Genomic DNA, 19,365 nt, shown 5'->3' with positions numbered 1-19,365 from the left:
GAGTTGCAGGCTGAGGGCTGCATTAGCTCCCCCTCGCCCAAGGTGGGAGTTGCAGGCTGAGGGCTGCATTAGCTCCCCCTCGCCCAAGGTGGGAGTTGCAGGCTGAGGGCTGCATTAGCTCCCCCTCGCCCAAGGTGGGAGAGGGGGCTGGGGGGTGAGGGCTGCATTGGAGCAGAAGTCTGGAAACTTGGGCGCACAGCAGTTTCCAAGAGTGGGGAGATTGTTGTTAAGGAAGGACAAAATCTAGTCCATCGGTTATTAATGCGGGGTGTATCTGGGCAGGGGTTTGCATCTTATGGTTGGAGTGATCAAAACGGATATAGGGGAGAGTTAGTTATTGTGCCGTCTAAGCCATCTAAAACCAAGCACGTCTTTGTCTTTTTGGAAATCTTTTCCCAAGAGGGGGGAATTCAATCCTACGTGAAAAACGTCTTAGAGGCGTATTGCCGCCTTAATGAGGCCGCCGACTCTCCCCCCTATCGGGCGGAAGTGTTTTTATTACGCGATGCCCCCATGGAGAATAATCCCTATGAACGAGATTTTCTCAAATTTCGCTATTTTCGTTCCCCTTCAGCTTGGTTAGGCCGTATTAAGTTAACGGTAGCCCTCTTGCAAACCCTGCTCCAAGATCGCCCTCAGTTGGTGATTTGTGGTCATATTAAATTAGCGGTATTAATCCAAACCTTATGTTTGCCCCTTGGTATTCCCTACACGGTATCCACCCACGGTAAAGAGGTGTGGTATCCCTTGCCAGGGTATGATCAGGCCGCTTTACAAAAGGCACGGTTAATTTGGACTGTAAGTCGGTATAGCCGCGATCGCCTGTGTGAATCCAATCACGTCTCCCCTGATAAAATGCGCTTGTTGCCCTGTGTGGTGGATGGCCAAACCTTTACCCCAGCCCCAAAACCCGCCTATCTCCAAGAACGATATCAATTAGGCGATGCTAAAGTATTAATGACGGTAGCCCGGTTATGGTCTGGCGATCCCTACAAAGGCGTAGATGTGACCATTCGCGCTTTACCCCAGATTGTGGCCGTGTTTCCCCATGTAAAATATTTGGTGATTGGACGAGGGGATGATAAACCCCGGTTAGAGCAGTTGGCAAAGGATTTGGGGATGCGCGATCGCGTGATTTTTGCCGGATTTGTCCCCGACGAAGAACTCCCAGATCATTATCGCGTCTCAGATGCCTATATTATGCCCTCTCAGGAAGGATTCGGCATTGTGTACCTCGAAGCCATGGCCACCGGAATCCCCGTCCTCTCCGGCGATTCTGACGGCTCTGCGGACCCCCTACAAGATGGCCGCATGGGGTGGCAAGTCCCCTATCGGGATGTGGAGGCAGTCGCCCAAAATTGTATCGAATTATTAAAAGGGATTGACAAAGGGTACAAAAAATGCTCACCCCATTGGTTAAGACAAGAAACCCTCGCCAAATTTAGTAAAGACGCTTTAGCCAAGCGGTTAGGCGGGTTATTAGAAGAAGCCGTCTCAAAATAGAGAGAGATTTCCCCACCGACAAAACCGAGAAGGAAGCCAACATCTAGTTACGATAGAGAATAGAGATTACTGTTGGCTTCTAGAGGAGGAGAGATGAATTCTAATTTTTCCCGTTTAGCTCAAATTAACCTATCGGGGATTGGCTGTTGGTTAACTGTGCTACTGGTGTTTATGTTACTGAGTGCAGCCGGACTCGGTTGGTTAGTAAATGGGATCGTCGTAGCTTTTCTATTACTCCTCCTCACCCCCTTCATCGCCATTTTAGTATTGCGTTGGTGGGTTAGTCGGAATGTCGTTGAAGATCAATGTCCCGTATGTAACTATACCTTCACAGGCTTTAATAACGTTGAAGTCCGTTGTCCCAGTTGCGGTGAACCCTTAACCGCAGAAGACGGTCATTTTAAGCGACAAACCCCACCAGGGACCATTGATGTCGATGCAGAAACCATTGAAGTGGATGTGAAACAGTTGGAAGATTGAATCTTGGGAGCGTCGGGAGCGTCGGGAGTGTCGGGAGTGTCGGGAGTGTCGGGAGATAGGGAAGATGGGGGAGATAGGGAAGATAGGGGAGATGGGGGAAACTCAGAACCAAGAACAACTATCAACTCTCAACTATCAACTATCAACTCCCCTCCAAAATCATCCCCTAAAACCGATAGGATATAAATGGCGGCTTCTGCCGTTCACTGGCTGAATTGACTTGAAACCTTATAATTAACCCATTATGGATTTAGTCACGCTACAAAATACATTAGATAATGGCGCGTTTGCCATCTTATTTCTGGCCATGTTGGTCTATTGGGGGGGGATGGCCTTCCCCAAAATCCCCTACCTGCAAGCCATTGGTACAACCAGTATGGCCATTGCCAACCTCGCCATAGCCGCCCTTTTAGGGGCCCGATGGCTCGAAGCGGGGTATTTTCCCCTCAGTAACCTCTACGAGTCCCTATTTTTCCTCACTTGGGGGATCACCGCCATTCACTTTATCGCCGAACAACGCACCGGATCACGCTTAGTCGGCATCTTTACCGCCCCTCTGGCCATGGGGATTACCGCCTTTGCGGCCTTATCCCTCCCCCCTGAAATGCGGGAATCTGCTCCCCTCGTTCCGGCCCTAAAATCCAACTGGTTAATGATGCACGTCAGTGTAATGATGCTCAGTTATGCCACCTTAATGGTTGGGTCCTTACTAGCGATCGCATTTCTCCTAGTCACACGAGGCAAAAACATCCAACTCCAAGGCAGTTCCCTCGGCAACGGTGGCTATCGACTCAAAACCCCCACACCACCCGACTCTACCCCAAGCAACTCCCCCCTCTCCTCCGTGAACGCCTCCTCCACCACCGCAACCGCCGTCCTGACTCCCCCCCAAACCACCCCCACCCTCTCCCCCCAACGGCTCACCGTCGCCGAAACCCTCGATAATATTAGTTATCGCATTATTGGTTTAGGCTTTCCCCTCCTTACCATTGGCATTATTGCCGGGGCCGTCTGGGCCAATGAAGCCTGGGGATCATACTGGAGTTGGGACCCCAAAGAAACCTGGGCCCTGATCACTTGGCTAGTATTTGCCGCCTATCTCCATGCCCGCATTACTCGCGGTTGGCAAGGCCGCAAACCCGCCATTTTAGCAGCGACCGGATTCGTAGTAGTCTGGATTTGCTATCTCGGTGTGAATTTATTAGGGAAAGGGTTACACTCCTATGGGTGGTTCTTTTAAGACGTTTTCGCCTGAAAACCAGCACCCATGCAAGTTTGAGCTAAGTGGCCACTGTTCGAGGTCTTGACAAGTGGCCAAACTTTCCTCACCTATTAACACAGACACTCAATCGCACACCAGCGAGAACAATGATTAGCTAGATGGGGTGAAACAGCCGTGGAAAATAAATTTGAGCCACTCGAAGGCGGTGAAGTTCTGTTTGTCGAACACTCGGCACAGGTTCTGATCGGACACAATACCTTTAGGGTGAGTGAAATTGCAGAAGCCCTGAAACAGTATGCCCAAGGCCCAGGACAACCAACTCAAACCCTAGACACTTGGTTAAGTCCAGAAGGACTGTCTTGTGAAGTGTTACGCTTTGGGGCCCAAGGTTGGCAACAGGGAAAAGTCCGTATCAGTGTGGAGTTTTGCCCCAGTGAAACTCGTCCTCAACCCCATGCTGAACCCACCCCAACTGCCCCTCCCGTAACGCCACCGCCCCCGGCCCCCCCCTCTGATACTGGGGTTAAACCCGAAACCCCCGCCCCCCCTCCAGAACAGACAGAGGAGGCGTTGGAGTCAGTTGAAGAACCGGAAATGGCTGCCTGGGAAACCGAGGCATTAGACACCGAGGAGTCAGAGTCGTTAGCGGACTGGGAAACCCCTGAAGCTGCCGAGAAGGAAGACTTCCAACTTAGTGATGAGGAAGTCGCCCCAGAGGATACGGATATTTTTACAGAGACGACGGATGAAGTCTCGATGACTCCAGAAGCTGAGGCTGAAGATGAGTCCTTTGTTGAAGATGAATCTCTGGTGGAAGATATTTTTGCGGATGCCCCCACTGAGTCTCCCCTAGGCGGTGATGAGGGAGAGGCGTTTGCAGAAGATGAAATGTTTACGGAGTCGGAGACGGAGGAGGCCGAGGATGATATTTTTGCTGGGTCCGATATTGCGGAGGTTGGAGAGGATATTTTTGGCGAGTCAGACACAGAGGAAGCCGCCGGAGAAGATATTTTTGCTGACTCAGAAACCGAAGAAGCCGCCGGAGAAGATATCTTTGGCGAGTCAGACACAGAAGAAGCCACAGGAGAAGATATCTTTGGCGAGTCAGACACAGAGGAAGCCACAGGAGAGGATATTTTTGGCGAGTCAGACACAGAGGAAGCCACAGGAGAGGATATCTTTGGCGAGTCAGACACAGAGGAAGCCGCCGGAGAGGATATCTTTGCTGACTCAGATCTAGAGGAAGTAGAGGAAGACGAAGATATCTTTGCTGACTCAGATCTAGAGGAAGTAGAGGAAGACGAAGATATCTTTGCTGACTCAGATCTAGAGGAAGTAGAGGAAGACGAAGAAGATATTTTTGGCGAGTCAGAAACCGAAGAAGCCACAGGAGAGGATATCTTTGCTGACTCAGATCTAGAGGAAGTAGAAGACGAAGAAGATATTTTTGGCGAGTCAGAAACCGAAGAAGCCACAGGAGAGGATATCTTTGGCGAGTCAGAGACGGAGGACATGGATAGTGATTTAGTAGATGACATTTTCTCCGAGACTCCTACCGAAGTTGTCGATGAAGAAGAAGAAGCCCCAGACGATATCTTCGCAGTTGAGGCAGAAAAAACCCCCCCAGAAGAAGATATCTTTGGCACGTCTGAGGATGATATTGAAGAATTTGATACCGGGGAAGATGAAGAAGAAGACATGGATATCTTCTCCGCCAACAGTAACGTAGAAGAAGAAGAACTTAGTGTGTCAGAAGATATTTTTGGGGAAGCCCCCGATGAAGAATTAGATTTTGGAGACTCTCTAGACGAAGAAGAAGATTTTGAGGCCGCCATGGCCGCAGAGGATGATAGCGATGAGGATTTAGAGTTTGGCGATGAGGAAGACGCGAGTGGAGATGATCTCTTTCAAAGTATTGATGAAGATTTAGGTTGGGATGAGGAGGATGAGAACGATTTTGTCATTGAAGATACGTTCTCCGATCAGTCTAAGAAGTCTAAGCAGAAAAATAATGATAATGATGATGATTCAGTCTTTGCCGATATTTGGCAAGATATTGACGAATTTAGTTAAGGGGGATGGTGGCTCAAGATTGGACGTTTCTCCATGATCGCTTGCACCAACTTCTCCGTCGTCGGCCTCTCCTCCCTCCCCAAGCGACTCTTTTAGTGGCGGTTTCGGGGGGGCAAGATTCCCTGTGTTTACTCAAGTTACTGAGGGATTTACAAGAGAAGTGGGGTTGGGGGTTGGCGGTGGCCCATTGTGATCATGGTTGGACAACGGATGCAGGGATTGCGGATCATGTGCGGCAGGTTTGTGAGGGGTGGGGGTTGCCGTTTTATCTACGAGAGGCGGAGAATTTGCCGGAAACGGAGGCCGCGGCCCGGGCATGGCGGTATGAACAGTTAGCCGGGATTGCAGCCCAACAGGGGCAAAATTACCTTGTTACAGGACATACTCAGAGCGATCGCGCAGAAACCCTCCTCTATAATCTCATTCGAGGGGCCGGGGCCGACGGCCTGCAAGCCCTCACCTGGCAACGCCCCCTCAACCCCCAATTACAACTGGTGCGCCCTCTCCTCACCACCTCCCGCAGCGAAACCGGGACATTTTGCCAAACCTTCTCTCTCCAGGTGTGGGAAGATGCGGCCAACGAGAATCTCCACTATGCCCGCAACCATCTCCGTCAGCGAGTCATCCCCTACTTAAAAGAACAATTTAACCCCCAAGTCGAGCGCAATTTAGCCCACACTGCCGAGTTATTACAAGCCGAAGTCGCTTGGCTAGAAAACCAAGCCCAAACCCTCCTCCAGCAAGCCCAAACCACCCCCACTCAACTTCACCTCTCTCCCCTACAGGCCGCCCCCCTTGCCCTCCAACGCCGGGCCATCCGCTTATTTCTCAGCCAACACCTCCCCAACCAACCCACATTTGAGCAAATTGAAGCCGTCTGTCATCTCCTAGAGTCTCCCAACCGCAGTCAAACTTCTACTTTCCCAGGGGGAATTGTCGTGAGAGTGCAAAAACCCTATTTAATCATCCCCACCGCCCACAGTAAACAATAATCAGTGAGATCAGCCTTTGTATTCTTTCTTGCAAAGGCTTCTTTCCAGAATAGACCCCACATTCAGGGCATTCTTGGGAAGTGCCATCTTTATTTCCCTTGGCAAAAGAGACATCTCTCTTCCAGCACACCCATGGCAGGACATAAACTATTGCTTAAAATAAGCCTGTAACACCTCAGCCACCATCGGCCCAGCGATAGACCCCCCGCCACCGCCAGAATGTTCCGCAAACGCCACCACCACAATTTCCGGGTCATCATAGGGGGCAAACCCGCCAAACCAAGCGTGCGCCTCTCCTGGAGGGGCCTCAGCCGTTCCACTTTTCCCCGCAGACGGCGGCAGTCCCTTGCCATTCAACGCTTGTCCGGTCCCACTAGTGACAACTGCCCGGAGTCCCTTCCGCAAGATATCCAAAGTGGACGGTTGCAGGTTGAGAGACTCCCGCGCCTCCTTCTTCGCTTCCTCCGTCTTTAATAAATGGGGTTGCACTCGATACCCCCCATTCGCAGGCACAGCAAACATCACCGCCACCTGCAACGGAGTCGCTAGAGTAAACCCTTGGCCAATGGACATATTCACCGTATCCCCCGCCGTCCATTCCCAGTCAAACCGTTCCAGCTTCCATTCATTATCCGCAATCAGACCAGGCATTTCCGACTTGAGTTCAATCCCCGTTTTCGTCCCAAACCCGTACCGTCGGGCCCAGTCAATCAACACTTCACCGCCAACCCCTTTGCCAATTTGTCCGTGAAAGGTATTACTACTCCAAGCCATCGCCCGCACATAGCCCATCGGTCCAAACCCTGCCCGGTTCCATTCCCCAAAGGCCGTCCCCCCAACACGCAAATACGCCATCGTCGGCAAAATCGTATCCGGCGGAAATTTACCCGACTCCATCCCAGCAGTGGCCGTCACCACTTTAAACGTAGAAGCCGGAGGAAACCCGCGTAAAGAACGGTTCACAAAAGGATTGCCCTCCCCTTGTAGCTCTTTCCAAGTATCTTCAGTAATGCGAGAAGAAAAAATATTGGGGTCAAAGGTAGGATAACTAGCCATAGCCAACACTTCCCCATTATTGGGATCAATAGCCACAACCGCCCCTTTCCTTCTCCCTAGGGCTTTTTCCGCCGCCTTTTGTAACTCCAAATCAATAGTTAAAGTAATATCTTGCCCGGCCTTAGCTTGTTTTTGGCCGAGAATCGTCACCACTTTCCCAGCCCCATCCACTTCAACCTGTTGTCCTCCCCATTCACCGCGTAAGAGGGTTTCAAACCCTTCCTCAACGCCCATTTTGCCGACAATATCCCCTAAGCGATATCCCGACTGACGGCGTTTATCCAGTTCTTCTGCGTCGAGTTCCCCGGTATAGCCCAAGACGTGGGACCCTGTGCCTTTATGGGGATAATTGCGGATATGCTCAATATCCACATCCACCCCTTTGAGTTGCGCACTATATTCTTGAATCGCCGTAATTTCCTCTGGGGATAAATCCCGGGCTACTCGGACACGGGTGGGGGAGTTATACCCCGCCGCTTCCACGGGTTCACGGATTTTCTGTTCGGAAAGATTTAAAATTTGGGAGAGTTTCTGGACAATCCGATCCCAATTTTCATATTTTTGGGCTAACGGCCAGATATAGGCAGAGTGAGAGAGGCGACTGCTGGCTAAGACTTTTCCTTTTCGGTCAAAAATTGTGCCGCGTACAGGTTGTTTGGGAATGAGGCGAATGCGATTATTTTCCGCTAATTCTTGATTGACCTCTCCCTCCACAAGTTGGAGATATGCCAAGCGAGAGCCAATTCCTCCCAGCAAAAACAGGCTGATAATCATCATGATGAAAACAGACTGATATTGTCGGCCAACACTTCTTTGGGTCTGTTTGCGCCCAACTTTCGAGGCTGGCTGAATCGTTGTTGGATGAACGGCTCGCATCATAGGTGGTAGAGTGTTGATTGTACTATTCTAGAAATCAACAACTTTGCAGTTGCTAGTTGTGAGAAAAACAGAAATCGAGAGTCTTGGCACAGCAGCGGTTGAGCATCAAGGGTTCGCTGGTTTCCATGGCTGGGAAACCATAAAGACAGTCCGTTTGGCGTTTTCATCAGTTGCAAGACAACAATTGATGACAATTGTTAATGACAATTGTACTTCTTGCCTACAAGAAACAGAGCAGAAATTCAGGAGAAAGCGAGGGAGACAAGCGGTTTATGCTGTTCCCCCCTTCGGAATCTGGGGTTCATCTGTTCCTTGCCTGAAGGCAGGCTTTGACCAACATTTAGATAAAATAGCAGATAAACTTCATTAAGCTACGAATGCTGATTTTACTTTATGACTCAAGCGACTGCACCTGAATCCGTAGCCCATTCCAGCAACTTTCCAGAATCTTCTCGGACGGTCGAACTGCGCCAATTGTACAAGGTTTTTCATGGAGAAACAGTTGTTAATGGGGTTAACTTGACTGTCGGTCAGGGAGAATTTTTTTGTATCCTCGGACCGTCAGGATGTGGGAAGACGACTATTTTACGTATGATAGCGGGTTTTGAAACCCCTTCGGGGGGAGAAGTTCGCATTCAAGGGCAACCGATGAACCGAGTTCCAGCTTATCGTCGCCCTGTGAATACAGTGTTTCAGGGATACGCCTTGTTTAATCATTTAACCGTGGCGGAGAATATTGCCTTTGGGTTACGGTTGAAGAAACTGCCTCGCGCTGAAATTCAACAGCGCGTCCAAGGGGCGTTGACGAGTGTTCGCATGGAAAAGTTCGCGCAACGGCGGCCAGCCCAGTTATCCGGGGGACAACAACAACGAGTCGCCTTAGCGAGGGCATTGGTAAACCGTCCGGCGGTGGTGTTATTGGATGAACCGTTGGGGGCTTTGGATTTAAAGTTACGGAAGGAGATGCAGGTGGAGTTATCCCGACTCCATCAGGAGTTGGGGACTACGTTTATGATGGTAACTCATGACCAAGAGGAAGCGTTATCTCTCTCCGATCGCATTGCCGTTATTCAGTCTGGTAATATCGAACAGGTGGGAACCCCCAGTGAGATTTATGAACAGCCAAAAACCGCGTTTGTGGCAGATTTTATTGGGGATACGAATTTATTTCGCGGGTCTATTGTCCAACACAATGCCCCAGGGATTAAAGTGGTCACAGAACAGGGGTTATCGGTGGTGAGTGAGTCCCTAGTGGATGAACCCCAAACCCCTCTGACGCTAAGTATTCGTCCCGAAAATATTGTTCTCACCCCCAACCCTCGTGAGAATTGTCCCAATTGTTATCCGGGTCAAGTGAAGCATATTATGTATTTGGGGACTCATATCCAAGCCGTTGTACAATTAAACGCCACGGGAGAGTTATTGCGCGTGAAACAACCGAACACCGAGGAGTCTCTGGCAACGGATACGACGGTGTATGTGAGTTGGACGGCGAAAGATTGTCTTGCCCTTGTTGATTAATAATTATTGTCTTATGCCAATACTTGGTGTGAATGCTCTTTTAGCTGAATTAGAAAGTCACTGTTCAACGACTGCTATTATTACTTTTCTCAATAGTGCCGATGAGCCGTTTATTGTCAACTTAGAGCGTCAGGGAGAACGGTTTAAATATGGGGATAATATGGGGGGAAAGGAGATTTTTATTGCTAAGTTGCTGAGTGGGTGTGAACCGAATGGGGCGATTGTTTTGCGTTCCTTTACGTCCGAAATCGACGAAACTAGCCAACTCCCGATTAAAGAACTCCGAGGTTATGTGTTACAACGGCAAGGGGAGGAGTTATTTTTTGAAAAAGTCCCCGCTAATACGATGTTTGCTTGTCAAAATACTGACGCACAAACGGGTGAACCTCTCCCCTTAGAACAAGCGGTTCGGTATTGTTAATTAATAATGGATAATGGATCATGGATAATGGATCGCCGTAAGGTGGGCAATGCCCACCCTAAATGATTCATATTTCACAAGATATAGCAAAAATAAATGATTTGTCATCAATCAAAAAGTAATAAAAAACTCTAAAACTCCTATCCCTGTTCCCTATTCCCTGTTCCCTGTTCCCTTTGCCAAACCAGTCAGTTTACAACTCTGATGAAAACGCTATATCTGGGGTAAATTAATCCGTTTTCAACGGGTTTAAGCTCTGAGCCTTGGGTTCAAAACTAAGGTTAATTATTGTTAATTATTGTCAACCGTAAAAAACTCTACCGCTGCTTGTAATTGTCGGGCTTGAGAAGCTAATGCCTCCGCCATTGTGGCTAATTCTTCCGAGGCTGAGGCGTTTTGTTGAACTACGGTTTCTAACTGTTGTACCGTTTGATTAATTTCCCTTGCTCCTTGACTTTGTTCCCCTGTGGCGGCACTAATGTTAATGACCAATTGGGCGGTTTTGCCGATATCTGGGACAATCTGTTCCATGAGACTTCCGGCATTTTCTGCAATAGCCACACTATCTGCTGAGACTCGTTGAATCTCTTGGGCGGCTTCTCCACTGCGTTCGGCTAATTTTCGGACTTCTGTGGCGACGACGGCAAAGCCTTTGCCCTGTTGCCCGCCTCTGACGGCTTCAATGCTGGCATTTAGGGCGAGAAGATGGGTATTGCGGGCAATTTCTTCAATGATGGCAATGCGTTGGGCAATATTTTGTAGGGCATTGACGGTTTGTTGAAAGGCTTCTCCCCCTCGTCGGGTATCGGTGGCGGCCTGTTTAGCTACTGTTTCGGTTTGTTTGGCGTTGTCGGCGATACGTTGAATGGTGGCGAGCATGGTTTCAAGGGAGGAGGAAATTTGTTCGGTGGAAAGGGCTTGTTGGTTGGCCCCTTGAGAGACTTGTTGGGCCGTGGCACTGAGTTGCTGACTGCCTCCGGCTACGTTCACTCCAATAGAACGGACGTTTTCAACGACTGTCCCTAGGCGAGATACCATGCTTTGCATAGCTTGGTTTAATCGCCCGATCTCGTCGTCATGGCCAATGGTAATCTTACCCCGGAGATCGCCTTGGGCTACTCGTTCGGCCAAGGCTGCGCCTTGGGCGATCGCGCTGGCAATTCCTCTGGCAAAGACAATAAACACCACACCCACCCCCACAACCGCAATACAAGCCACAACAATCACCCCCTGTTGGACTTGTCGTGCGGCGGCTAAATAGTCTCGGTTGGCAATAGTAAGAATCACAGTCCAATCGGCCAAGGGAGCATAGGCAAATCCGGCAGTTTTATCCACCCCTTCAAAACGATAGGGTTCTATGCCATTTTCTCCATTGCCAATCCGGACGGCAATCTCTTTCATACCGCCAATTTCCTGAATATCGGCCTCGAAAACTAAATCAGGCCGGGGATGGGCAATAACTAACCCCTCTCGACGGACAATATAGGCATATCCGGTGTTGCCAATGGTTTCATCGGCGATCAGGGTTTGCACAAAATCTAACGTTCGCCAGATCACCACTACCCCCAAGACTTCCCCCCTACCATTACGAATGGGGGCGGCAATGGGGATAAAGCCAGTTTTGCGGTTAGGAAGGGGGGTGACTTCAGCAACCAAGGTTTGGCCGTCGAGGGCAGTTTGTACATAGTCTTGGTTGGCTAAATTGACACCGAGGAAGTCGGGGGAGTCGCTGGCAAGGACTTCTCCTTGGCGATTGAGGATGGAGAGGGCGCGATAGTGAGATGCTCCCAGACGGGCTTTAATGGCTCTGAGACGGGCGTTAGTCTGTTGTTGTTGGGTTGACTCGGTGGTGGCCTCGCTTGGGTCAGCATTGACCGTTAAGAGGGCAATGACATCTGGATGGAGTGCCAGTTGGTTGGCCATTTTCACTTCGCCCTGAAAGGTGGCATCAATGCGCTCTGCCAAGAGTTCCGTGCGACTGGACATTTGTTCCATTTGTAACTGTAACAGCCCTTTTTGAGCGCGAGAGACCGCATAGAAGCCCAAAATCACCAAGGGGATCAGCATGGTCAATGAGCCGACGATTACCAGTTTATTGGCGATAGATAAACGCTTAAACATAACCCCACTCTCAACTTGACTGTTATGGTTATAAACATGAATCCCAACATCAGAACTTAAATACAAAACAAGGGACATAACTTTTAACACATTTACACATTTATGAAACGCCGCCAATTTATACAGACTGCGACTACTGCTTTTGCGGGTTTGAGTGTATCGGGGTGTGGGTGGACTTTGGCCAGTGTGAATCCCACTCCCTCCAATCAGGGATCGTCCGATGAACTTTATATTTATACTTGGGCTGGTTATACCGATAGTGACTTATTACGCCGTTTTCAGGAGGCGACGGGGATTCGGGCCGTGGCGGATGTGTTTGACTCCAATGAGGCGATGTTAGCCCGCTTACAAGCCAGTGGAGGGGGAGGGTATAGCATTATTTATCCGTCGGATTATATGGTGCAGAAGATGGTGGAGTTGGATTTGTTGTTGGAGTTGGATCAGTCGCAGTTGGTGGGGTTAGAGCGACTGTTTGAACGGTTTCAGAATCCTAGCTATGATCCCCAGAATCGCCACAGTTTACCGTTGAGTTGGGGGACGACGGGGTTAATTTATAATCGCAAGTTGTTGCCGGATCTGCCCCAGGATTGGGATTATCTGTGGGAGCATAAAGAGGCGTTAAATAAGCGGATGACGCTGTTAAATGATGTGCGGGAGGTGATGGGGGCGAGTTTACGATCGCAGGGCTATTCTTACAATTCCACTAACCCCGCAGAAATTAAGGCGGCCTATGAGAAATTACGGGAGTTAAAACCTGCGATCGCTTCTTTTACGTCTGATGCTTGGCGTAATCAAATTTTAACCGGAGATTTACTCATTGCCATGTGCTATTCTTCGGACGCAAATGAGGTGATGCGAGAAAACCCGGACTTAGAATATGTTCTCCCATTAAGTGGGTCTTCGGTGTTTGTAGATACCTTGGTCATTCCCCGATCTGCACCGAATATTAAGGGGGCTTATGCGTGGATGAATTTTATGTTAAAACCGGAGATTGCAGCGCAAATTTGCCAACGTCTGAGCTTTTCTGTTCCCAATAAGGAAGCCTTTGCTATGCTTCCCCCAGAGATTCAAAATAATCCGAGTTTATTTCCCCCTGATCCCGCCATTAGTCGCTGTGAAGGGTTAGTTCCAGTAAGTCAAGAAATCAGTGAACTTTATGATCGTTATTGGACAAGGTTAACCAGTGGGTAATTATTGTTAATTGTTGATTGTTGATTGTTAATTGTTAATTGTAAAAAAATGAGTGAAAAAATTGCCCCGATTTTGCCGGATGTGGAGAGTACACCAGAGACGGAAGAGGAGGTGATTCCCTCAGAGGAGTCTAACACCTCCTGGTTAGGGATAACCGTTTTATTGGGTCCCCCTGGTCTTTGGTTAATTTTACTGCTAGTATTGCCCACCTTAGTCATTTTTGAGTTAAGTTTAGTCCCTGGTATTCGGCCTGGGGAAGTGGTTAACCCCAGTGGGTTGGAGAATTATTGGCGGGTGTTTGATGCCATTAATTTGCGAGTGGTTGCGCGATCGCTAGTTTTTGCCACAGGAACAACCCTCCTTTGCCTCCTAACCGGGTTTCCGGTGGCCTATTGGATTGCCCAAATGGCCCCGAAAGGATGGCGGAATTTGCTGCTGTTGGGCTTTATTTTGCCCCTGTGGACTTCTTCGCTGTTGCGGACCTATGCCTGGATTACTATTTTACGCCCCACCGGGGTCTTAAATACCGTATTAACGACCTTAGGTTTACCGGGGTTAGAGTTACTCAACCGGACTCCGGCAGTTTTAATTGGGATGACCTATAGTTATTTACCCTATATGGTGTTAATCCTCTATGCGTCCCTTGAAAAGCTGGATAGACAGCTATTAGAAGCCTCCGCCGACTTAGGGGCCAACCCCCTAGAGACCTTCTGGAAAGTCACCATCCCGCAAACCTTTCCGGGGATTGCGGCGGGGTCTTTATTGGTGTTTATTACAGGATTAGGGGATTTTATCGACCCGGAATTATTGGGTGGGGCCTCTAGTATGACCATTTCTCGCCTCATTTATAACCAATTTTTGGGGGCGGCCCGCAATTGGGGTTTTGGTTCGGCGTTGAGTATGGTATTAATTTTTGCGGTAAGTGCCGCGATCGCATTATTACTCAAATACGGCGATCGGGACGTAACAACCTGAACCCTGACACAATCCTGAATGCGCGTACTACTGGTAGAAGATCAAGAAGATATTGGCCAAGCCGTCAAAAGAACCCTTACCCATAATGGCTACCTTGTGGACTGGACTTTAGACGGAGAAACCGCTTGGAGTTACTTAATCAGTCCCGAATTAGAATACCGAGTGGGCATTATTGACTGGATGTTACCGGGGTTATCGGGCCTAGAGTTAATTCGAGAATTACCAGCCCAAAATTTGGGTTTAAAGCCCCGTCCTTTTAGGACGGCTTTTTTAGGGTTTTAATGTAATCCCTGAGAACTTCAGACATGGGAACTTGTTTAGATTGTGCATAGGTTTTAAGAGTCTCATATTCAAGTTCAGAAAGTAAAAGTTGTAGTCTTTTAGTCCTTGCCATAGTCTCTGATTGTGTGTATAATTAGAGTATAGCAGGAAAGGTAATCAACCTGCTCTAACAAAACCTAGTGCTGGAAAGCAACGCTGTACCTTGACAATCAAAGATATGGGGTTCTACTCATAAGTTCTAGTTCCTTCCTGTGGGTAGGTAAAATCTTTGCAGGAGCTAGACACTTCTCCTTCGGAGACGCTACGCGAACGCAGTATTTAAACAAAACAAACTTTGTAGAAATACGACTATCGTGGGGCGCACGAAAAGTAACGCTTGGGGAGAGAACCACCTCTGGACTAGGAATCGCAAGGTACTTAGTTTAAGTGGACTTAATGAACCAAGAATCCACTCGCCTTTAGGCAGTGGAGTGTCAACGGAAACCTCCCCTCAGCAACAATGGACAACGTTACAGGATACCCACGGGCATTCCTATCGCCAGATTTCCTTTCATCTCCATACCCAAGATTATCAAGCCTGGGGGCATTTTCAGGTGGGACGGAGTTTGCAGGATATGGAACGGGCGATCGCAAAATTACAGATAGCGTTACTTCTGGGTTTACCCTTACTCATTTTATTGGTGGCGGTGTCCGGGTGGGGGTTATCCCGTTTGGCCCTACGTCCTATTGATCATTTTTGTCAGCATACCCAAGAGTTTACCGCCGATGCTGCCCACGAGTTACGAACCCCTGTAACGGCCATGCGGGCCACTTTGGAGTCTTTACAGTCTCTGGCCACGGAAGAAGACCCAGAAATGCAAGTTGCTTTAGAGGCTACTATCCGCCAAAGTTGGCGACTCACGCAACTGGTGAATGATTTGTTAATGCTTTGTCGTATGGAACAGCAAAAGCTAGGAGTCCGCAAGACAGAGGCGTTTACTTGGGTGTCTTTACGGGATTTAGTGGAAGATACGGTGGAGGAGTTTGCCGGGTTAGCGTTACAGAAGCAAATTCATCTTTATACCCAAATTCCCATTACAGAGGATTTACAGGTGTGGGGGAATACGGAACATCTCTACCGCTTGTTGGGCAATTTGATGGGGAATGCTATCCATTACACCCCAGAGGGGGGGAAAGTGTCTCTGGTGCTGGAAAAACGGGGAACAGAGGCATGGATACAGGTGCAGGATACTGGGGTGGGGATTTCTTCAGAGGAGAAGGCGAAGATTTTTGAACGGTTTTATCGGGGGAAATGTGAACGGCCTTCTGGAGATGGGACGGGGTTGGGTTTAGCGATCGCACAAGCTATTGTACAAGCCCACGAAGGCCGTCTCGCCGTTACCAGTCAGATGGGCAAGGGCAGTATTTTTATTATTCGTTTGCCCATTTAGGGAGTGATTTCACTTTCATTTCATAATGCTTTGTCATAATCAATACATGATGCTGAGAAGATTGCACGAACTATTCCAATCTACTGTAATCTTTAAAGGTAATTTTTGATTGGGTTAATTGCCTATCATTTTGAATTTTCTTTAAAGAATTTTGGTAGATCATTGGAGTAGCTCACCTTAATAGGTGCTGTTGAGTAGCACCAATAAATAGTTATTACTTTCTCATTCTGCCACTGGGGGTTAAAATTGGCAAAGTAATGAGAATGAATCCCTGTACCATGGCGGTGCAGGATTTTTTTTTGAGTCTAATAATAGCAATATATTTTTATAGTCTCTGGTGTAGTGACTCGCATATTCTGATAGAAATATTGCTGCACTGAGAGAAAATTTATCTCACTTTCATATAATTGACAATTTTTTTAAAAGCTCTGTAAAGAAGGGGATATCTGCCTCGCTTCTATTGCTTTCTTCTCTTATATTAGAGATAGAAGCAAGAACTAAAACTGTCCCAAGCCCTTATAGATGGCATTAGAACTGAAAACTTATTTATCACGGAGATAATCATGAATACTACAATCTACAATTTCGTTAAAACCTCTTTCTTGTCAGCAGGGGTTGCGTTGAGTGCAGTTGCCTTGACTCTTGCTCCGGCGGAAGCCTTCAGCTTACAATTTAGTGATGAGGTGGGTTCAACTGAATCTACCGGGTCTAGTGCGTTGGCCGACTTTGATTTTGTCCAAGAGGGGAATTAAGTGATAAAGTCTTAGGGGCTTATTTCATGGAAGATGACCCCGTTGCTGATGTTCCTGAACCAGGGACAATCTTGGCCTTAGGCGGAATTGTTTTCGGTGCTGCTGGCCTTCGTCGCAAAACCCAGTAGTTAGAAACGCGCAAGAGTTTCACCTCTGTGCATGATCGAGTCTAGTTCCTAAGTGCGATCGCTGAACCAGTTGTAGCAGCGATCGCTTTTTTTTGGGAAATCCCACAAACTGAGCGTGAAGACTAAAATAAAAGTAGAGCTAGGACTCCCGTCTGCGGGGACTTCATCGGCAACTTTACTTGTTCTTTATAAATCCGGCCATTTTTTTCAAGACCATGTAAAGAATGGACTAATGCCCTAGTAGTTTTAAAAAAAGCCCGTTATTGTAAAAGTAGTAGGGTGCAGCAGGAATGACTAAAACTGATTCCTAGTCCTTATCAATGGCATTACGTCTGAATTACAGTTACTTCTTATCACGGGCAAAATTATGAACACACTTATTTCTCACATCCTAAAATCATCCCTCGTTACGGCAGGTCTTGCTGTCACGGCTTCAATATTTGCCGTTCCTGCCCAAGCCTTTACTCTCGGTTACAATGGCTATTTCGGCAGCACCAACGACCCCGCCACTGGGGCATCCGCCACCATTGATTTTTCCTTCACGGATCAAGCAGATGGGTCGATCAGCATGGAACTACTGTTGACCAACACCACAGAAAAATCGGAAATGGGCGAAGCACTCACGACTGCGGGGGCTACTGACTCCAAATTTCTTAGTGCTGGCTTAGATTGGTCTGGGGGCGACTTATATAGTTATTTAGATGTTCAAGAGGTGACACTGGGGTCTCCGGCTTTTGACGAATTAGTGCGTAATGACAGTTCTCTCAAGGGTGGAACGTCCTCCTCGACGGCAATTAATGGAGATGGATGGGGCGATGTTAGCTTGAATAGTAAAACCTTCGATATCGGTTTGATTACCAACAAAAATTTAAGTGCCGGCGGGAGTCCCAAAGACGGTTTAGATGCTGGAGCATCGGAAACGGTAACGTTTAATTTAGCTGCGACTAATTTTGACAATGCTTCCGCATTAGAACAGTGGTTTAAAGATGGTTTTGTAGAAGATGGGTATTTAAGCACGGCGGCACGGTTCAAAGATGTTAATGCAGGGGCTGGCAGTGATAAACTCATGGGCGGTAATGTACAAGAGTATTTTGACTATACCCGTAGCCTCAATGAAGAACCCGTGAGCGCCCCTGAACCTGTAGAAATCCCTGAACCGGGTACAGTGTTGGCATTAGGAAGTGTGATGTTTGGGGCTGCTGGAGTTCGTCGCAGAATTAAGTAGTTAGAAACGCGCAAATAATTCAGATTACTGCCATTATAATGTCTAGTCATTAAGTGCGATCGCTGAAAAAAGAAGTTCAGCGATCGCTTTTTTTTTCTCCCCAGAAATAATAGGGTGGCGGGTCTCAGAAAATATCAGGAAGTCTCTCAATAAAGTTTAAAAATATGCTACTTTTTTAAAGAGTCCTTGAAGACTGTGATGCAACTATAGACAGGAATAGCCTTCTTTTCTTATCATAGAATTAAGCTGATATAGCCAACAGATTGACTTTTATCAAAATCGCTTTAACATCAGGGTTCTCGAAATATTGGTGATGATTATGAAAAGGACGCAAGACAATGAGTATTTCTCTCTCAACTCTGGTTAAAACCTCTCTCGTTTCAACCACTCTGGCCCTAGCAACCGCAGTTTTTCCCCTCAGACCTGCCCAGGGCTTTGAATTGGTGTTTAGTGATCAATTTGTAACTTCAACAGACCAAACTGAATCTTTGGGACTTTTAGATTATCAGTTTGTTCAAATGGGAAGTACAGTTGAGTTGAGACTCTCAATGTCTAATCTCACCGCAGATCAGACTCCAACAGGCAGTGATTACTACGCGAATTTAGTGGGGTTTGCCTTTGATATTCCGGATATCCTGGAAACCTCGGCTTATGAGTATGCTTATGATCCCAGAGAATCCGCTTTTACGTCGGTTTACGAGCAACCAACGGTGAGTCCCTATGGAGAATTTGATTTAGGTATTCGGTCTGGAGCAGCCGACACAGGCGTTTTTACCGAGGGAACAAGTTCCGAGGGTTTGGTGATTGGTGAAAGTGCTTTTGTGAATTTGGCCTTTAGTCGTACAGACGGGACTGGGTTAGACGCTTCAGAGGTGGAAACCTGGTTTATGCAGGATTATTATGCGGCTAATGGGGATTATGGTTTTGATCCCATTGCTGTGGCATTATTTGAAGATGTGGGCTTAGATCAAAGCGAATCCGATCGAGTCTTAGGCGGGTATTTCGGGGATGCTCCTCCAGAGGATGGCAGTTCTTCGGGAGAGGATGGCAGTTCTTCGGGAGAGGATGGCAGTTCTTCGGGAGAGGATGGCAGTTCTTCGGGAGAGGATGGCAG

At 48.0% G+C, this 19,365-nt stretch carries 18 protein-coding genes; 16 read left to right on the top strand and 2 right to left on the bottom strand.

The window, feature by feature from the left end; translation table 11 throughout:
• Nucleotides 1-339: 339 nt before the first annotated feature.
• From PN462_RS11195 to tilS, 5 genes are all read left to right on the top strand, one after another.
• Nucleotides 340-1,503, top strand: coding sequence for a glycosyltransferase family 4 protein (locus PN462_RS11195; RefSeq protein ID WP_272128292.1), 1,164 nt, complete (start codon nt 340-342; stop codon nt 1,501-1,503).
• Between the two features lie 93 nt (nt 1,504-1,596).
• Nucleotides 1,597-1,983, top strand: coding sequence for a hypothetical protein (locus PN462_RS11190; RefSeq protein WP_272128291.1), 387 nt, complete (start codon nt 1,597-1,599; stop codon nt 1,981-1,983).
• Between the two features lie 244 nt (nt 1,984-2,227).
• Complete coding sequence (gene ccsB / locus PN462_RS11185; RefSeq protein ID WP_272128290.1) at nt 2,228-3,223, top strand: c-type cytochrome biogenesis protein CcsB; 996 nt, start codon at nt 2,228-2,230, stop codon at nt 3,221-3,223.
• Nucleotides 3,224-3,379: 156 nt separating this feature from the next.
• Complete coding sequence (locus PN462_RS11180; RefSeq protein WP_272128289.1) at nt 3,380-5,278, top strand: nucleoporin; 1,899 nt, start codon at nt 3,380-3,382, stop codon at nt 5,276-5,278.
• Nucleotides 5,279-5,283: 5 nt separating this feature from the next.
• The gene (tilS, locus tag PN462_RS11175; RefSeq protein ID WP_272128288.1) at nt 5,284-6,270 is read left to right on the top strand and encodes a tRNA lysidine(34) synthetase TilS; all 987 of its coding nucleotides are present in this window, start codon (nt 5,284-5,286) and stop codon (nt 6,268-6,270) included.
• A 147-nt stretch (nt 6,271-6,417) separates the two neighbouring features.
• On the opposite strand, the gene mrdA is transcribed toward tilS, so the two are convergent.
• Complete coding sequence (gene mrdA / locus PN462_RS11170; protein ID WP_272128287.1) at nt 6,418-8,205, bottom strand: penicillin-binding protein 2; 1,788 nt, start codon at nt 8,203-8,205, stop codon at nt 6,418-6,420.
• Between the two features lie 43 nt (nt 8,206-8,248).
• Between mrdA and PN462_RS11165 the strand changes: the two genes are divergently transcribed.
• Genes PN462_RS11165 through PN462_RS11155 form a run of 3 tightly spaced genes read left to right on the top strand, consistent with a single transcriptional unit; the run spans nt 8,249 to nt 10,147 of the window.
• Nucleotides 8,249-8,575, top strand: coding sequence for a hypothetical protein (locus PN462_RS11165; protein WP_272128286.1), 327 nt, complete (start codon nt 8,249-8,251; stop codon nt 8,573-8,575).
• Between the two features lie 23 nt (nt 8,576-8,598).
• Nucleotides 8,599-9,726: an ABC transporter ATP-binding protein gene (locus PN462_RS11160; RefSeq protein ID WP_272128285.1), complete on the top strand. Its 1,128-nt coding sequence runs from the start codon at nt 8,599-8,601 to the stop codon at nt 9,724-9,726.
• Between the two features lie 13 nt (nt 9,727-9,739).
• On the top strand, nt 9,740-10,147 hold the full coding sequence (locus PN462_RS11155; protein WP_272128284.1) for a hypothetical protein: 408 nt from the start codon (nt 9,740-9,742) through the stop codon (nt 10,145-10,147).
• Nucleotides 10,148-10,438: 291 nt separating this feature from the next.
• On the opposite strand, the gene PN462_RS11150 is transcribed toward PN462_RS11155, so the two are convergent.
• Nucleotides 10,439-12,268: a methyl-accepting chemotaxis protein gene (locus tag PN462_RS11150; RefSeq protein ID WP_272128283.1), complete on the bottom strand. Its 1,830-nt coding sequence runs from the start codon at nt 12,266-12,268 to the stop codon at nt 10,439-10,441.
• A gap of 102 nt (nt 12,269-12,370) precedes the next feature.
• Here PN462_RS11150 and PN462_RS11145 point away from each other — a divergent pair, with 102 nt between their 5' ends.
• The 8 genes from PN462_RS11145 to PN462_RS11110 all read left to right on the top strand — a co-directional run.
• A complete protein-coding gene (locus PN462_RS11145) occupies nt 12,371-13,459 on the top strand; it encodes an ABC transporter substrate-binding protein (protein WP_272128282.1) in 1,089 nt (362 codons plus the stop codon).
• Between the two features lie 48 nt (nt 13,460-13,507).
• Nucleotides 13,508-14,434: an ABC transporter permease gene (locus PN462_RS11140; RefSeq protein WP_272128281.1), complete on the top strand. Its 927-nt coding sequence runs from the start codon at nt 13,508-13,510 to the stop codon at nt 14,432-14,434.
• An 18-nt stretch (nt 14,435-14,452) separates the two neighbouring features.
• Nucleotides 14,453-14,716 (top strand): response regulator, encoded by a 264-nt coding sequence (locus tag PN462_RS11135; RefSeq protein WP_272128280.1) that lies wholly within the window; start codon nt 14,453-14,455, stop codon nt 14,714-14,716.
• 470 nt (nt 14,717-15,186) lie between these two features.
• Nucleotides 15,187-16,146 (top strand): sensor histidine kinase, encoded by a 960-nt coding sequence (locus PN462_RS11130; RefSeq protein WP_272128279.1) that lies wholly within the window; start codon nt 15,187-15,189, stop codon nt 16,144-16,146.
• 563 nt (nt 16,147-16,709) lie between these two features.
• Entirely contained in the window at nt 16,710-16,898 is a 189-nt protein-coding gene (locus tag PN462_RS11125; RefSeq protein WP_272128278.1) for a hypothetical protein, read from the top strand.
• Between the two features lie 26 nt (nt 16,899-16,924).
• The gene (locus PN462_RS11120; RefSeq protein ID WP_272128277.1) at nt 16,925-17,026 is read left to right on the top strand and encodes a PEP-CTERM sorting domain-containing protein; all 102 of its coding nucleotides are present in this window, start codon (nt 16,925-16,927) and stop codon (nt 17,024-17,026) included.
• Between the two features lie 367 nt (nt 17,027-17,393).
• The gene (locus PN462_RS11115) at nt 17,394-18,251 is read left to right on the top strand and encodes a PEP-CTERM sorting domain-containing protein (RefSeq protein ID WP_272128276.1); all 858 of its coding nucleotides are present in this window, start codon (nt 17,394-17,396) and stop codon (nt 18,249-18,251) included.
• A gap of 548 nt (nt 18,252-18,799) precedes the next feature.
• On the top strand, nt 18,800-19,365 hold a 566-nt coding region (locus tag PN462_RS11110; protein ID WP_272128274.1), incomplete at its 3' end, for a hypothetical protein.

It is taken from the genome of Spirulina sp. CS-785/01, from assembly GCF_028330525.1.
Classification (GTDB): domain Bacteria; phylum Cyanobacteriota; class Cyanobacteriia; order Cyanobacteriales; family Spirulinaceae; genus JAQMSD01.
This window is presented reverse-complemented; position numbering and strand designations above follow the sequence as displayed.

Excerpts from the sequence above, each read along its gene's own strand:
- PN462_RS11190 (WP_272128291.1), top strand. The coding sequence starts at position 1,597 with ATGAATTCTAATTTTTCCCGTTTAGCTCAAATTAACCTATCGGGGATT.
- PN462_RS11135 (WP_272128280.1), top strand. The coding sequence starts at position 14,453 with ATGCGCGTACTACTGGTAGAAGATCAAGAAGATATTGGCCAAGCCGTC.
- PN462_RS11150 (WP_272128283.1), bottom strand. The coding sequence starts at position 12,268 with ATGTTTAAGCGTTTATCTATCGCCAATAAACTGGTAATCGTCGGCTCA.
- PN462_RS11120 (WP_272128277.1), top strand. The coding sequence starts at position 16,925 with ATGGAAGATGACCCCGTTGCTGATGTTCCTGAACCAGGGACAATCTTG.
- tilS (WP_272128288.1), top strand. The coding sequence starts at position 5,284 with ATGGTGGCTCAAGATTGGACGTTTCTCCATGATCGCTTGCACCAACTT.
- ccsB (WP_272128290.1), top strand. The coding sequence starts at position 2,228 with ATGGATTTAGTCACGCTACAAAATACATTAGATAATGGCGCGTTTGCC.
- PN462_RS11155 (WP_272128284.1), top strand. The coding sequence starts at position 9,740 with ATGCCAATACTTGGTGTGAATGCTCTTTTAGCTGAATTAGAAAGTCAC.
- PN462_RS11140 (WP_272128281.1), top strand. The coding sequence starts at position 13,508 with ATGAGTGAAAAAATTGCCCCGATTTTGCCGGATGTGGAGAGTACACCA.
- PN462_RS11145 (WP_272128282.1), top strand. The coding sequence starts at position 12,371 with ATGAAACGCCGCCAATTTATACAGACTGCGACTACTGCTTTTGCGGGT.
- PN462_RS11160 (WP_272128285.1), top strand. The coding sequence starts at position 8,599 with ATGACTCAAGCGACTGCACCTGAATCCGTAGCCCATTCCAGCAACTTT.
- mrdA (WP_272128287.1), bottom strand. The coding sequence starts at position 8,205 with ATGATGCGAGCCGTTCATCCAACAACGATTCAGCCAGCCTCGAAAGTT.
- PN462_RS11115 (WP_272128276.1), top strand. The coding sequence starts at position 17,394 with ATGAACACACTTATTTCTCACATCCTAAAATCATCCCTCGTTACGGCA.
- PN462_RS11125 (WP_272128278.1), top strand. The coding sequence starts at position 16,710 with ATGAATACTACAATCTACAATTTCGTTAAAACCTCTTTCTTGTCAGCA.